Source organism: Clostridium sp. AF36-4 (genome assembly GCF_003435975.1).
In the GTDB taxonomy this organism is placed as follows: Bacteria; Bacillota; Clostridia; order Lachnospirales; family Lachnospiraceae; genus Eubacterium_F.
Map to the genome: position 1 here is coordinate 1 of NZ_QTVH01000037.1, position 14,836 is coordinate 14,836.

Sequence of the window (14,836 nt, forward strand, 5' to 3'; positions counted from 1 at the left end):
ACAGGCTTATAGCCGCAGAGGAAACCACCAGCTGAGCTGGTGGTCATGATTGTACGTTAAAATTGAAAAGGAGGGCAGACGGTTTTGGCGCGAAGCTCGACGCGGGATATTGCGAAAACCATATTTTGGTGATATGATTATTGCAGTGTTGTGATAAATTGTCGGCTAAGCGCTGTTAAAGTGCTAGATATTTATGGGTACGGACAAAATAATACAAGGAAGGTGAATCTATGTTATTCATATGCTATCCCAAATGCTCAACCTGCAAAAAGGCAAAAAAGTGGTTGGACGAGCATCATTTAAATTACACGGAGCGTCATATTGTAGAGGAAAATCCATCGTATGATGAACTAAAAGAATGGGTTTCTAAAAGTGGGCTTCCTCTAAAAAAATTCTTTAACACAAGCGGATTGTTGTACAAGGAGATGAAGTTGAAGGATAAACTTCCGACAATGAGCGAAGATAAACAGCTTCAATTGCTGGCAACCAATGGAATGCTTGTCAAACGTCCGCTGGTTATTGGGGATGAAGCAATTCTTGTTGGTTTTAAGGAAAATGAGTGGAGTGAAAAATTGGAATGAAAATATAAGTGAGGGGGAATAGTATATGGAGAAAATATATATATGGATAATTGCATTAATGGTGCTTTCTGCGTTAGTAACCATTATTAAGCCGAGGATAAAAGGGAAAATGGGTGAAGCAACGGTAAGTATGCTGTTAAAAAAGTTGGACAAAAATAAGTATCAGGTAGTTAATGATGTTTTGTTGAGTGCAGAGGGTGGAAATACACGTACAACGCAGATTGATCATGTGGTTGTTTCAATTTACGGTATATTTTCAATTGAAACCAAGAATTATAAAGGACAGATTTATGGTTCGGAGTCTTCGGCAAAGTGGACACAGAACATTTACGGTCACAAATATTCATTTATGAATCCCATATATCAGAATTATGCGCATGTAAAGGCGTTAAATGCCTTGCTTCAAAGTCATGGTTATGAAAATATTCCGGTTTTCTCAATTGTGACTTTTCCCGGGGATGCTGTGCTAAAAATAAAGACAACAAAATCGCAGGTTGTGAAGTGGGGAGCAGTTACAAAGACGGTCAAAAAACTTTCTGTCCAATCGGTTCTTTTGAGAGAGGATATGGATAAGATTCTGGCAATACTTACAAATTATATGAGTACCAGGACAGATACGTGTAAACATGTGAATGAAATAAAAGCAGCAAAATATGTTAAGAAGCAGAAAGAGAAATCAGGAATGTGCCCGAAATGTGGGGGCGCGTTAGTTTTACGCAAGGGCAAATATGGCAAGTTTTATGGATGCAGTAATTACCCGAAATGCAGATATACGGCACCGGTAAAATAGGGGGTTACAAGCATAATAACGGACATGAACGGCAGAATAAAATAAGATTTTAACACAAAAAACATGGATATATACTGCCGACAATGGTATAATAGTAGATATCTTATTTTAAGAGGGTGATATGTATGAAATATATAAGTGTTGGTGATGCGGCAAAGAAATGGAACGTGTCAGAGCGAAGTGCGCGGGATTATTGTTTGAATGCAAGGATACCGGGAGTGATACGGGAAGGAAAAAGCTGGAAGATACCGGAAGATGCAAGAAAGCCACAGAGAAAAAAGCGGGCAGGAAAAGTATCAACAGATTTATTAACAAGATTAAAGCAGGAAAAGGACTCTGCGATTTCCGGCGGAATATATCATAAGGTGCAGATTGAATTAACGTATAATTCGAATCATATGGAAGGAAGCAGACTTACGCATGACCAAACAAGATATATTTTTGAAACAAATACAATTGGGGTTCAAAATGAATTATTAAATGTAGACGATATTGTTGAGACAGCAAACCACTTTCGGTGTGTTGACCAAGTAATCGAATTAGCAAATTATCCACTAAGTGAGGCGTTTATCAAGCAGTTACATTTGATTTTGAAATCAGGAACTTCGGACAGCCGTAAGTCATGGTTTGCTGTGGGTGAATATAAACGGGTTCCGAATGAAGTTGGAGGCGGTGAAACAACAAAACCGGAAGATGTTCACAAGGAAATGAGAAAACTGCTTCAACAGTATAATACGGAGAAAGAAAAGACATTAGAGGAGATTATAGAATTTCATTATCAATTTGAAAAAATCCATCCGTTTCAAGATGGAAATGGACGTGTAGGAAGATTGATACTGTTTAAAGAGTGTCTGCGAAATGGTATTGTTCCCTTTATTATAGAGGATGACATAAAGGAATTTTATTATCGCGGATTAAAAGAATGGAAATCGGAACGGGGATATTTGATAGGCACCTGCTTGACTGCCCAGGACCGATTTAAACAATACCTCGATTATTTCAATTTAGTATAATCAATCCTCTCAATTCCCTGATTTTATGTTATAATAAACTCATCATAATGTTGTGACATAAATCACGAGAGGAGAAAGTGATGAGGACGGAGACAGTAACATTAACGAATATGTGTATGGTTTACGATGATGCGGGAAATGTTTTGGTTCAGGACAAAGTGGATAAAAAGTGGTCAGGACTTACATTTCCGGGCGGACATATTGAGAAGGGCGAATCTTTTGTAGATTCAGTTATTCGTGAGGTATATGAGGAGACCGGACTCACGATAGAAAAGCCAAGAATCTGTGGTACAAAAGACTGGCTGCGGGATGACGGCTCAAGGTATCTTGTTGTTTTTTATAAGACGAATCAATTCAGCGGTGAACTCAAATCCTCGCATGAAGGGGAAGTAAAGTGGATGCCGTTAGAAGAGATGAAAAAGGGAAAGCTTGCAAACGGAATGGACGATATGCTTCGCGTATTTTTGGAAGAAGATATCAATGAATTTCATTACCGCAGAGAAGATGGTGTCTGGAAATATGAGCTGAAATAATGGAGGGTGTATTATGCAAATTGAGACGGAGCGTTTAATTCTTCGTGAGATGAACGAAGAAGATTTTGATGACTTATATTGTGTGCTTGCGGATTCGGATATTATGCAGCATTATCCGTATGCTTTTGATGAAAAAAGAGTCCGTGGATGGATTGAAAAAAATCAGGAACGGTACCAGATTTTTGGTTTCGGATTGTGGGCTGTGTGCCTAAAAGAAAATGGAAAAATGATTGGTGACTGCGGTCTCACACTGCAACCGATTGGAAATACGATTAAGCCGGAAATTGGTTACCATATTCAAAAAACATATCAGAGAAAAGGATATGCGAAAGAAGCAGCAATTGCCGTAAGAGACTGGGCTTTTACACATACACCGTTTCAGACGATTTATTCTTATATGAAAAGCACAAATCTCCCATCGATGCAGACGGCGCAGGCGTATGGATGTCAACGGGTTGATGAATTTGTGGATGCGGAAAAAGAAAAAACGATAGTGTTTGCCCTCTCGAAAAAAACATGGCTTGAAAAGTATAAAATGAGGCAGGAAAAAGGGGCGCCTCTTTATCAGTATTTTCCATGTCAAAAAGAAAAAATGGCGATTGAACAAATTGAAAATCTTCGACAGGGAAACCTGCCTTTTCAGATAACGTCTGCAAAAAATACATTTGATGGTATTTGTGTGGAATATGATTTGCAGTCTGCGTATGCCGGGTTTCCATGTGTGAAGTCGCTTACCTTTGGTGGAAAAACGGATGCTGTTTGCAAGCGAGTGCTCTGGAATCTTTGCAAAGAAAAGCAAATTGATTGTTATCAATTGATACCGCAGGCAGAACAGGAAAGAGTGCAGTTAAAGGATGCGGATTTTAAAATTAATGACGAGGAAGAAGTAGATTTGCTGATTCGGCTTGTTGAGCGAATTTGTTATAGTCAGGAGAAAATTGATGAGTGTTGTGAACGCTTTCAAGTTATGATTTCGATGGGAAATGTGGACGCCGGAATTATTGAGGAGATTCTTTCGGTTGTTGCTGACCAGCTGACAGATACTTATTTTTTGAAAATTTCGATGAATCAGTTGTGTAATAGAATGCAGAGAGAAGCGCAGAGAGTTTCACTTCCAAAACAGGTAGAGAAGTTGATTGAAGATGTAAGTCAGATGGTGGAACGCGTAAATCAATCGCTGCAGGAATTGACGGAGTCTGTGCCGGACGCTGCGAAAAAGGGCTGGATTCACAAAAATGATGTAGAGCGTATTGCAAAATCAATTGAGAGCGCTAAAAAGATTTTGCAAATTGTCAATCATATTGAGTGGTATGCAGACAATACGCATTGATTAGAAGGAATCACATGAAAAATAACACACAAAAGATACTAAAAACTAATAGTAATTTTATAGAATGTTCGTTGTATAATTCCCACAAAGTATTAGAATGAAGTTAGAGAGTTTTGAGAGGAATGAAAGGAGTCATACTATGAAGAGAAAAAGTCAAAAGGCGATGGCACTTCTCACGGTAACAGCACTTAGTATTTCGAGTGTTTTTACAATGCCTGCAAGTGCTAAATCAGCGAAACCAAAGTTAAGCAAGAAGCGTATTACCATGTGGGTTGGGACTAAGAAAAAAGTAACGATTAAAAATGCAAAAACAGTAAAAAAAGTGGTGTGGAAAAGTAGCAAAAAATCGGTTGTTATCCTGAAGAAAAAGACGAAAAAGTCAGTTCAGTTAGTTGCCAAAAAAGCAGGGAAAGCTACGGTGACAGCGAAGGTAAAAGCAGGATGGAAAATGTATAAACTTTCGTGCAAAGTTACGGTTAAGAAAAAGACAGGAACTACCGTTGTTCCACCGGTGAATACACAAGAACCTGCGGTAGTAAATCCGGGGGATTCTTCCTCTGCGGTAAAAACTGCGGAGCCTGTGAAAGAGCCGACAGAAGAGCCAACAAGGAAACCGGCAGTGACAGCAACTGCAAGTTCGACGGCGAAACCGACAAAGGAACCAACGCAAAAGCCAACGGCGACCCCGACTGCGGTGCCAACGAAGAAGCCGACTGCGACCCCGACTGCGGTGCCAACGAAGAAGCCGACTGCGACCCCGACTGTGGTGCCAACGAAGAAGCCGACTGCGACCCCGACTGCGGTGCCAACGCAAAAGCCAACGGCGACCCCGACTGCGGTGCCAACGAAGAAGCCGACTGCGACCCCAACTGCGGTGCCAACGAAGAAGCCGACTGCGACCCCGACTACGGCACCAACAACGGTACCGACTCAGACACCAACGGCTGCACCGACCCAGAAGCCGGCGACGGAGAAAGTGACGCTTGCAATTGACAATACGTTTATTAATTCTCCTGCGTATTCGAGTGCGTGGAAAGGAACGGTATATAACCTGCTTCCACTGATTACGGCATCCGGACACAAAGTATCGGATTTTACACAGGTAAATGTTACAATCAACCTTTTGGATGCAAACAAAAATATTATTGAAAATACAGGTGGCGCATCGATTAAGTTGTCAGTTAAAAACAGCGACTGGGCTGGTTTTGTTGATGCCAATGGTATGCAGAGCGGTAAGGAGCAGGGCTTACAGTTAGATGCTTACCCGAGCGGACAGACGGCACTTTATTTGGTTGTTCAGAATTCTACAGAGGCGGTGAAATACATTCAGATTACATCTGTTGTTATGGAGAACAAAGGGAAAAAAGATGCGACGGAGGCAATTGAATCGTATCAATCGCTTGCGTCTCTCGGTGAGAAATATGGTTTCAAATTTGGAACAAATATCAATGAGGCGGCACTGAAAAATACTGAGCTTACCAAACTCATTAAGTATCATTTTAACAGTACGACGTTCAGTAATGAAATGAAGGCGTATTCGCTTTTGAGCCAGTCTGCTTCACAAAATGCATATGTGGATGAAAATTCACCGGCAGTTATGAACTTTACAAAGGCAGATTCGATGGTTGCGTATGCGGTTGAAAACGGATTATCCATTCGCGGTCATGTGCTGACCTGGGATGCCGATATGTGCGATTGGTTTTTCCGCGAAGGCTATAAGACGGATGGTGCTTATGTCAGCGCAGACGTCATGAAAAATCGTCTGAAGATGTATATTGATGAAGTAATGACGCATTTTGAAGAAAAATATCCGGGCGCGATTTACTGCTGGGATGTTGTTAATGAAGCGGTTGCCGACAATGCGGGTGAATTTGCGGATGATGATGTGCGTCATGTACGACAGGTTCGTGGTGGCAAGACGAATCTTTTCTACGATTATATTGGCAGTGATTATGTGGAACTTGCGTTCCGGTATGCATATGAGACAAGAGCAAAATTACAGGCGGCAAACAGTAAGACAAACATTAAACTGTTCTACAATGATTACAACACGTTTGCAACCTACGGCGCAAATAAGAGAGATGCCATTATTCAACTGGTAAAGAGCGTCAACAGTTTTGCATCCGATGGAAATGGCGGTTACCTGAAGCTCTGCGATGGCATTGGTATGCAGAGTTACATCGGTGGCTATGGACAGCAGAGTGGATGCATGAACGACAATGACATTACCTTAGTGAAAAATGCGATTGAGAAATTTGCAGAAAATAATGTTGAAGTTCACGTAACAGAACTTGCCGTCCGCAATTACGATAATGATGCAGAGCCGGAGCATGCAGCCTTTTACAAGAAACTCGTGCAGACATATGTGGATATTAACAAGGCGGCACAGGCAGCAGGAAAGACCGGACCGATTACGAGCCTTTCCATTTGGGGCTTGTTTGACGCACCGTATCTGTCAACGGCAGATTACAGCTACAAAATGAACGGACCATACTGTGGTTTGTTTACCGAATTGTATCAGCCGAAACAATCCTTTAAGGAAGTTTATGAGGTATTGGCGGCAGAGTAAAATACAAACGAAATCTTAGTACAGTTTGTGAAGAATAGTTGATGCCAGTGTATTTGGTATTCGAGTAATTCAGCAGAAAAGCTTTGCGACTCGTGGGCACTCCCGTTTGTTGAGTGCGTAGCGGTATGGGCACTGATACCACCAGTGCCGCATACCGACGTACTCAAAACCCACGAGGCACAAAGCTTTTCTGCTGAATTACGGAAAACGAAAAGATGGCATTAACTATTTTACACAGGAGCAAACAAGATTGGTGTTTAATTTTCATTGGCAAAAATAAGGGAGACTGTATACTGGAATTAATTGTAGACGAAAACTTAATATCTTTTAATGTGTTAGCGCAAAAAATATTTGATTATTTTTGTTGTCGATTCATTTGGATTCCAGTAATTTCGTAGAAAGACTTTGCGTCTCGTGGGTTTGAGTACGTCGGTATGTGGCACTGGTAGTTTCAGTGCCCATACCGCTACGCACTCAACAAACGGGAGTGCCCACGAGACGCAAAGTCTTTCTACGAAATTACGGAAAATCAAAAGAGTGCCAACGAACACTTGACACAAACTAACATTGACTTTTTCTTGTGTTTTCAATACCCTTATGATAATATATAAGTAGATAATATATTATACAAAACACATAAGAATACCACAAATTAGATAATATATTATCTGTAAAAACAACACATAAAGGTGACATAAAATGGAGAAATTAATATGGGAAACAGCAGAGGAAATCGATATGAAGCTGGCGGGCAGAATACGAGGGATTCGCAAAAGGCGTTCGATTTCCCAGAAAAAATTATCGGAAATGAGCGGTGTAAGTTACGGCTCAATTAAGCGTTTTGAGACGACAGGGCAGATTTCACTACTCTCTTTAACGAAGCTGGCATTTGCTCTGAATGAGGTGGATGAGATACGGAATTTATTTACGGATGTTCCGTATCGAAGTATTCAGGAGGTTATCAATGAGGGAAAATAAAGTGTTGCATGTTTATTACGGGGAGCGGCTTGTAGGGACGATGGCACTTACGGAATCAAAAAAAGCAGCATTTGAATATGCTGATGAATGGCTGGCGGACGGTTTTTCTATCAGCCCTTTTTCACTTCCATTGGAAAAATGGGTTTTTGTTCCCACAAAAGATTATTTTCGAGGTTTATTCGGCGTGTTTGCAGACAGCCTGCCGGATGCGTGGGGACAGTTATTGTTAGATAGAATGTTAAAAAAGCATGGGATAAATAGAGATGAATTTTCAATTATTGACCGTTTGGCAGTAGTAGGAAATCAAGGGATGGGAGCACTTATTTATCGCCCCGAAAGAAATCTGTCCTATGGTCAGGACGTGGATAATCTGGATGAACTGGCAGAAGAATGTCAGCGTATTTTGAATACAGAGGAGTCAGAAAAGCTGGATGAATTGTATCGTCTGGGTGGAACCAGTGGCGGAGCCGGACCTAAAGTTATGATGGAAATGGATGGGGAGCCATGGATTATTAAATTTCCGGCGCATGTGGACCGTGCGGATATTGGAAAAATGGAATACGATTATTATCTGTGTGCCGAGCAGTGTGGAATTACGATGAGTGAATGTAATTTGTTTCCGTCAGGTAAATGCAGCGGCTATTTTGGTACGAAACGCTTTGACCGGAAAAATCAACATGGAGAAATGGAAAGAGTGCATATGTTGACAGTGGCGGCACTTTTGGAGTTGGATTTTGAGCAGCCTGTTCTTGATTATCAGGATTTGATGAAACTTACGAAAATAATAACCAATAATTCACCGGAGGATTTGGAGAATATGTACCGCCGTATGTGTTTTAATGTGTATGCTCACAATCGAGACGACCATGCAAAAAACTTCTCTTTTCTTTATGAAGAGGAGAAAAAGTGCTGGCGGCTGAGTCCGGCGTATGATTTGACATATAGTACGACATATTATGGAGAGCACACGACAACTGTGGCTGGGAATGGGAAAAATCCGGGAAGCAAAGAATTAATTTTTGTAGGAACACAGGCCGGCTTATCAAAAGAAAAGTGCCGGAGCATCGCAGTGGAAATCAAAAATTGTGTTTCTGATATGCTTTCAGAATATTTGAATCCATAAAAATGCGAATTTCCGGCACTTTTTTCTTTATCATTTTGCAGCTATTACGCTGACTTTAATTTTAGCGTTTACACCATTTTGGGCAATGGCATAAATTGTCGCATGCCCTGCTTTTTTTGCTCTGATTTTACCTTTTTTTGATACGGTCAGTACAGAGGAATCGCTCACAAGGTAGCGGATTTTTTGAATGTGCCAGCAGGTTTTTTTCCCTTTTGGTACAATTACTTGTGCTCGTATTTTCTTAGTGCTTCCGGCCTTTAAAGAAAGTTTTTTACCACTGCGGATTTTTACGCGCGAAGGATTTTCATAAGTTTTACTTCCTTTCGTCAGCGAATGTAATTCCAGTGATTTACTGATTGCAGTTTTTTTCTTCCCGATAATGCGGTAAGCCGTAATACGGTATTTATACCACGTATCTTTTTCACAGTTTTTGTGGGTGTAAGAAGTGGTTGTTCGGTTTTTAATGTCGGCAATTTTCTTTACTTTACGCTCTTTTCCGTTTTCATTGCAGGCAGAGGCGTAAATGAAATATCCGTCCGCATTTTTTACCGGATTCCAGAAAAGTTGGTTAGCGTTTTTGCTCGCTTTTACCGGTTGAATCAGCTTTTTGCTTACGGAAACTTTGACTGTTTTTTTTGTCGGTGCAGCGGTTGGTGCAACGGTTGGTGCAGCGGTTGGAACAGTAGTCGGTGCTATGGTTGGTGCCACCGTTGGAGTCGCTGTTGCCCGCTGCGTTGGAGTGACAGTCGGCGTAGTGGTTGGTGTAGCAGTCGGCGTAGTGGTTGGTGTAGCAGTCGGTGTAGCAGTTGGAGTCGGGCTTGGTGATGGTGATGGTGTCTGTCCCACCTCGGTTGGTTCCGGCAGGGGTATGTATTTATCGTAATAAACCTTAAGTATCGTGGCATTGTTTGGCTTAACAATTCCAGTATAATCACCACTCGCCGTATATCCATTTGGAGTCTTAATTTCTGCATAAACGGTCTTCCCAATGTAGGTTGGGGGGCTTACGTATTCGTTCAGCAGTTTATAGTTACCATCTTCTGTTTCCTGATAGTAGAGTACCTTATAGGTTGTTTTCTCCGGTTCATAATACAAATTCATTTGGTAATGTGTATCCGCGTTTTCGAGTGTGACGCGGGACTCCTGCGGTGTGATTGTGCTTATGTGATAATAATCATTACTATATTTTGTCGCATAGCTGGCATCTGCGTCAGCTACAGTGACAGTGTCGCCAACGGCACCTGTCATAACATCGGAAGATTCTACCCTTTCATAATATTCTGTGTTCGGATTTAACTTCCAGTAATTGATTTGATATGATGCCTCTTCGTCAATTGGTTTATACTTATTGGTAAACTGGAAGGCGTGCAAAGTTGTATTCGCCTTGGAGGCATTGATTGATGAAGAAAAACCAATCAAAGCCTTTTTGTTGTCAAAACGGGAGTGAAGGTCAATTTCTTTTTCAATCTGCGGTTTGGCCGGTCTTTTCGCATTGGCAAAATCGCCATTGGCATAGCGGACATACATTTTTTCACCATCATAATCAATCCATACGGTAAAAAGCCTGTCATTTACCCCTGCGTCTGCAAAACGCGTGGCACAGGTGGAAGAATCACTGACCTTGTTGCTCTTTTTCGAGGTGTCCTGATAGGCAGCTTCTAACTTATCTGTGTCATCCAGAACGCTACCTGCACAGGCATCAAAATAAGCAAGATTTTCGTACGCCGTATAAGTTTTTCCATCTTTTGTTTTTTCCACCGTTTTGGTTGGGTCAAGACCGTTTAGGTAATAAATGGCATCGTGACGGGCATGGTCGCTGTTTAGCGTGATACCGATATGGTCAAAGCGCTCGGCATACTTGTAATTGCGGTAAGCGGCGTACTCTCTGCCGTCCGTGCCCTCATAAGGATTAAAGTTTTTTTCGTAGTCATTTTTCCCGGTATAGGTTTGGTCTTTGTGAAAGTATAATTGGTTATCATAATCCCAGCTTTCATAGGAATATGGGCGATTTTCATCATATGGATATACGTCGCCCGTTTTATTCATGTTACAATAGGCACCATTATATTGGGAATCCATTTCGACCATGAGTCTTTTTTCGTCACATTGCATGCCGAATGGATAGGTGTCACCACCGGAATACGTATACGCTAAATCTTCCGGATCGGATATGTAATCTTCCATGAAAAAGGCAAGGCCGTCGCCGCCGACTTCTCTGGCGAATTCTTTCCCTCCTGCCTGTTTGGTGTTGACGCAGGCGTCCGGGAGTGAAAAGGTAAATTTTGTGGAAAACTGCGATCTGCTATTTAGCGGAACCAGTTGATTTAGTGTGATTATTGTGGAACGGTAATCAGAGGTACTTTTATTCGGATCTTCCTCGGCGGCGGATTCGGGTGCAGAATACGGTTTTGCCACGTCAAACAGCCGGATTACTTTTTCCGGGGTTTCCTTTTTTGAATATGGATTTTTTTTAATACCATAAGTGTCTGAGCTGGGTTGGTAGCTTTCAATAGCCAGTGAACCTTTGTGTGGCTCTCCAGCCGCATTAGAGTCCATCACCCAGGATTCTTCCTTAAATTCTTCTCCGGTACCCTCGCCCTCGGCAAAAGTCATTACGGCCGGCTCTGCTGCCGCCGCTTTTTTGGTCTGGTTTAATGATGATGTTACCGGTACATTTGCCAAGGGGAGTACCAGCCCCAGAAGAAGAGACGTAATCAAAAGTCTCTTGTGAAATTCTTTCCTTGTCATAATATCCCTCATTTCTTTTTTGTGTTTGCCTCATGAAATGTAAAATCATATTTCATTGCCAGAGCCATAAACAATTTATTCATGACCTGACCGGTGATTTCCCGGATTTTTAATTTTCCAATATAAGCGATGGTTTCACGCTGTATGTCATCCGGTACATGATATGCGCCAAGCGTTACTTTTAGAAACCGCTCAAGTTTCTTTTCCAAAGTAAAATACATATCACATTTTTTTGCAATATAGGCACGCATACATCCGGCTGTCCCAATTTCCATTTCGTAAAAATCACTTTCCTGAAAGTCTTTATTATACTGCCTGAAAATTATCGCGATTTTTTTTGCTGTATGCTTGTGAATATAATCCATCAATGCCGGCTGCGTGTAGGCTTCCATGTAAATATCGCGCAGATGTTCATTCATCTCGGTAAGCGTCAACTGAATACAGGTTTCAACGGCGTAGAGAAGCACCGGATTTTTCCCGGTTCCGATAATATTTTCTGCTACACCAAACTGATTTTCAAACATGAATTCTGTCAGTTCTGCAAGAACGCCATCTTTTGTGTGAAAAATGGAGTGAAAACTGCTGCCGGATACGCCTGCATCATGAAGAATTTCCGTCATCGTTGTCTCGTGATATCCCTTTTCTATAAACAAGCGGACACTGGATGACAGAATTTTCTGCTTCGTTTCTTCACTGTCGTATTTTCTTGCCATGTACTTTGCATTCCTCCTTCCTTTTTTTATTTTATGTAAAATCCCTTCGTGTGTCTCGAAACAGAAATGAATTGCTGTTTGAGTTGCAACCCAATTATAACATGAGGGAAATTATTGTGTCAATGAAAGAATTGTCTATGGACAGAATTTGCCGGAAATCCTATAATGAAAGGGATTTATATACAATAAGGGGAAAAGGTATGACATTACAACAGTTAAAATATCTGGTGACAGTTGCGGAGTGTGGGAGCATTTCGGAGGCAGCACAGAAACTTTTTATTTCGCAGCCAAGTCTTAGTGCGGCAATTCAAAATTTGGAAAAGGAAATGGGCGTGACTGCTTTTTCACGCTCCAGCAAAGGTGTTGTGATAACGAGAGAAGGTGAGGAGCTGCTTGCCTATTCACGGATGCTTTTGGAACAGGCGGATATTATGCAGGAGCATTTTGGCAAGGACAAAAACCGGACGCCGAAATTTTCGGTGTCGTGCCAGCATTATTCCTTTGCGGTCAATGCGTTTGTGGATTTGGTGAAACAGTACGATGCCAGCCAGTACAATTTTATTTTGCGCGAGACGCAGACCGGAGAGATTATTGATGACGTGGCGCAGGGGAAAAGCGAGGTTGGAATTTTATATTTGTCGGCGCACAACGAGGAAGTTCTGACGAAACTTATGAAGAAAAATGGGCTTGTATTTGAAGAATTGTTTGTGGCAGAACCGCATGTGTTTATCTGTCGTGAGCACCCGCTGGCAAATAAGAAAGAAATTACACTGGATGATTTGCAGCCATATCCGTATCTGGTATATGAGCAGGGAGAGCGGAACTCTTTTTATTTTGCTGAGGAGTTTTTGAGTATGCTGGATTTTCCGAAAAATATTCAGGTGCGCGACCGTGCAACGCTGTTTAACCTTGTCATTGGGTTAAATGGATTTACGGTTTGTTCCGGTGTCATCGACCAGAAGTTAAATGGTGAAAATATTATTGCAAAGCCCCTTGTGTCGGATTGTGATATGCGGATTGGCATGATTCGTAAGAAAAATACGATGTTAAGCCGCTACGCTTTATATTATCAGGAGGCAATAAAAAATTACCTGGCCATAGTCTGAAACTATGGAAAAGGCATGATTATATGTATTTCACAAAAGAAATAAACAATGCTACACTATCCTCATCAAAAGCAAAACGAAACGGAGGATTTGAAGATGAAAGCATTGCAGGAACCATTTCGATATGATTATGTAGGAAGTTTTTTACGCCCGGAAAAAGTAAAGAAGGCGAAGGCGCTGTATGAGGATGGGAAAATTGAAAAAGAAGAATTAGACGAGACAATCAATGAGGCAATTCGTGAAGTTGTTGCCAAACAGAAGAACTTGGGATTTCATGTGATTACTGATGGTGAGTTTCGTAGAACTTACTGGCATTTGGATTTTATGTGGGGATTTGAGGGAGTAGCACATGAGGTGACCGGAGGCGGCGTACAGTTTGCAGGCGAGCTCGCTTCTCTGGAAGATACTTATGTAGTTGGAAAAATTAAAGCGAAAGCACATCCATTTGTTGAATACTTTAAGTTTTTGAAAACTTTGGAAGATGAAAATACAGTTGCAAAATATACAATTCCGGCACCGGCACAGATGTTCCAGCAGTTTATTGTTCCGCAGAATGTGGAATCGACAAGAAAATTTTATGCGACAGATGAAGAGCTGATTCATGATATTGGAGTGGCATATCAGGATGTTATCCGCCAGTTTTATGAGGCAGGCTGCCGCAATTTGCAGTTGGATGACTGTACATGGGGTGCCGTTGTGGGTGATGCCGCAAAACAGCGTTACAAAAGCCTTGGTATTGACTTAGAAGAAGTGAAACAGAGTTTGCTGGCTGTGAATAATCTGGCATTGGAAGGAAAGCCGGAGGATATGGTAATTACTTCACATATCTGCCGCGGCAATTATCATTCAACATATTTCACCAGCGGTCCTTATGACAGTGTGGCTGATTATGTATTTGCCAAAGAAAATGTAGACGCTTTGTTCTTAGAGTATGACGACGAGCGTTCCGGCGGTTTTGCACCACTTGCTAAAGTTTCACCGGACAAAAAAGTGGTACTTGGACTGATTACCACGAAAACACCGGAGCTTGAAGATAAAAAAGAAGTTATTGAAAGAATTCATGAAGCAGCGAAATATATTCCACTTGACCGCTTGTGCTTAAGTCCACAGTGTGGATTTGCTTCCTGTGAAATCGGTAATAAATTGACTGAGGAGCAGCAGTGGGCAAAATTGAAACTCGTAAAAGAGATTGCAGAAGAAGTGTGGGGATAAAATATAAAATAAAACCATTGGAAAAAATGGTTTTATTTTGCGATGGTGGCGAAAGGAGGGGAAGCAATGCAACGCTATTTTAGGGAATTGATGTGACCCCCAAATGTTAGACTTTTTAGGCGTAGCAGTTTGATGGCTGC

12 protein-coding genes are annotated in these 14,836 nt (G+C 41.5%); 10 read left to right on the forward strand and 2 right to left on the reverse strand.

What is annotated here, in order from left to right; genetic code table 11:
* Positions 1 to 230 precede the first annotated feature (230 nt).
* The 8 genes from DW005_RS12765 (at position 231) to DW005_RS12800 (ending at position 8,917) form a co-directional block, all read left to right on the forward strand.
* Positions 231 to 581 (forward strand): arsenate reductase family protein, encoded by a 351-nt coding sequence (locus DW005_RS12765; RefSeq protein ID WP_117479984.1) that lies wholly within the window; start codon positions 231 to 233, stop codon positions 579 to 581.
* A 25-nt stretch (positions 582 to 606) separates the two neighbouring features.
* On the forward strand, positions 607 to 1,371 hold the full coding sequence (locus DW005_RS14250) for an NERD domain-containing protein (protein WP_117479986.1): 765 nt from the start codon (positions 607 to 609) through the stop codon (positions 1,369 to 1,371).
* Positions 1,372 to 1,496: 125 nt separating this feature from the next.
* A complete protein-coding gene (locus tag DW005_RS12775) occupies positions 1,497 to 2,384 on the forward strand; it encodes a Fic family protein (protein WP_117479988.1) in 888 nt (295 codons plus the stop codon).
* 80 nt (positions 2,385 to 2,464) lie between these two features.
* Positions 2,465 to 2,917 (forward strand): 8-oxo-dGTP diphosphatase, encoded by a 453-nt coding sequence (locus DW005_RS12780; protein ID WP_022376360.1) that lies wholly within the window; start codon positions 2,465 to 2,467, stop codon positions 2,915 to 2,917.
* Between the two features lie 13 nt (positions 2,918 to 2,930).
* Positions 2,931 to 4,247 carry a GNAT family N-acetyltransferase gene (locus tag DW005_RS14445; protein ID WP_117479990.1) on the forward strand — a complete coding sequence of 439 codons (1,317 nt, stop codon included), beginning with the start codon at positions 2,931 to 2,933 and terminating at the stop codon, positions 4,245 to 4,247.
* 139 nt (positions 4,248 to 4,386) lie between these two features.
* Positions 4,387 to 6,816 carry an endo-1,4-beta-xylanase gene (locus tag DW005_RS14360; RefSeq protein ID WP_117479992.1) on the forward strand — a complete coding sequence of 810 codons (2,430 nt, stop codon included), beginning with the start codon at positions 4,387 to 4,389 and terminating at the stop codon, positions 6,814 to 6,816.
* Positions 6,817 to 7,515: 699 nt separating this feature from the next.
* Entirely contained in the window at positions 7,516 to 7,794 is a 279-nt protein-coding gene (locus tag DW005_RS12795; RefSeq protein WP_117479994.1) for a helix-turn-helix domain-containing protein, read from the forward strand.
* Positions 7,781 to 8,917 carry a type II toxin-antitoxin system HipA family toxin gene (locus tag DW005_RS12800; protein ID WP_117479996.1) on the forward strand — a complete coding sequence of 379 codons (1,137 nt, stop codon included), beginning with the start codon at positions 7,781 to 7,783 and terminating at the stop codon, positions 8,915 to 8,917. The genes DW005_RS12795 and DW005_RS12800 overlap by 14 nt, the downstream gene beginning before the upstream one ends.
* Positions 8,918 to 8,947: 30 nt before the next feature.
* On the opposite strand, the gene DW005_RS12805 is transcribed toward DW005_RS12800, so the two are convergent.
* The gene (locus tag DW005_RS12805; protein ID WP_181975052.1) at positions 8,948 to 11,665 is read right to left on the reverse strand and encodes an Ig-like domain-containing protein; all 2,718 of its coding nucleotides are present in this window, start codon (positions 11,663 to 11,665) and stop codon (positions 8,948 to 8,950) included.
* Between the two features lie 8 nt (positions 11,666 to 11,673).
* Positions 11,674 to 12,378 carry a TetR/AcrR family transcriptional regulator gene (locus DW005_RS12810; RefSeq protein ID WP_117480000.1) on the reverse strand — a complete coding sequence of 235 codons (705 nt, stop codon included), beginning with the start codon at positions 12,376 to 12,378 and terminating at the stop codon, positions 11,674 to 11,676.
* Positions 12,379 to 12,578: 200 nt separating this feature from the next.
* Here DW005_RS12810 and DW005_RS12815 point away from each other — a divergent pair, with 200 nt between their 5' ends.
* Together DW005_RS12815 and DW005_RS12820 are read left to right on the forward strand one after the other, a co-directional pair.
* Positions 12,579 to 13,484 (forward strand): LysR family transcriptional regulator, encoded by a 906-nt coding sequence (locus DW005_RS12815; RefSeq protein ID WP_117480004.1) that lies wholly within the window; start codon positions 12,579 to 12,581, stop codon positions 13,482 to 13,484.
* A gap of 96 nt (positions 13,485 to 13,580) precedes the next feature.
* Entirely contained in the window at positions 13,581 to 14,696 is a 1,116-nt protein-coding gene (locus DW005_RS12820; RefSeq protein WP_117480002.1) for a 5-methyltetrahydropteroyltriglutamate--homocysteine S-methyltransferase, read from the forward strand.
* Positions 14,697 to 14,836 lie beyond the last annotated feature (140 nt).

Bases quoted from the DNA above. Each gene is read 5' to 3' on its own strand.
- DW005_RS12810 (WP_117480000.1), bottom strand. From the start codon at position 12,378: ATGGCAAGAAAATACGACAGTGAAGAAACGAAGCAGAAAATTCTGTCA.
- DW005_RS14360 (WP_117479992.1), top strand. From the start codon at position 4,387: ATGAAGAGAAAAAGTCAAAAGGCGATGGCACTTCTCACGGTAACAGCA.
- DW005_RS12775 (WP_117479988.1), top strand. From the start codon at position 1,497: ATGAAATATATAAGTGTTGGTGATGCGGCAAAGAAATGGAACGTGTCA.
- DW005_RS12805 (WP_181975052.1), bottom strand. From the start codon at position 11,665: ATGACAAGGAAAGAATTTCACAAGAGACTTTTGATTACGTCTCTTCTT.
- DW005_RS12820 (WP_117480002.1), top strand. From the start codon at position 13,581: ATGAAAGCATTGCAGGAACCATTTCGATATGATTATGTAGGAAGTTTT.
- DW005_RS12765 (WP_117479984.1), top strand. From the start codon at position 231: ATGTTATTCATATGCTATCCCAAATGCTCAACCTGCAAAAAGGCAAAA.
- DW005_RS14250 (WP_117479986.1), top strand. From the start codon at position 607: ATGGAGAAAATATATATATGGATAATTGCATTAATGGTGCTTTCTGCG.
- DW005_RS12815 (WP_117480004.1), top strand. From the start codon at position 12,579: ATGACATTACAACAGTTAAAATATCTGGTGACAGTTGCGGAGTGTGGG.
- DW005_RS12795 (WP_117479994.1), top strand. From the start codon at position 7,516: ATGGAGAAATTAATATGGGAAACAGCAGAGGAAATCGATATGAAGCTG.
- DW005_RS12780 (WP_022376360.1), top strand. From the start codon at position 2,465: ATGAGGACGGAGACAGTAACATTAACGAATATGTGTATGGTTTACGAT.
- DW005_RS14445 (WP_117479990.1), top strand. From the start codon at position 2,931: ATGCAAATTGAGACGGAGCGTTTAATTCTTCGTGAGATGAACGAAGAA.
- DW005_RS12800 (WP_117479996.1), top strand. From the start codon at position 7,781: ATGAGGGAAAATAAAGTGTTGCATGTTTATTACGGGGAGCGGCTTGTA.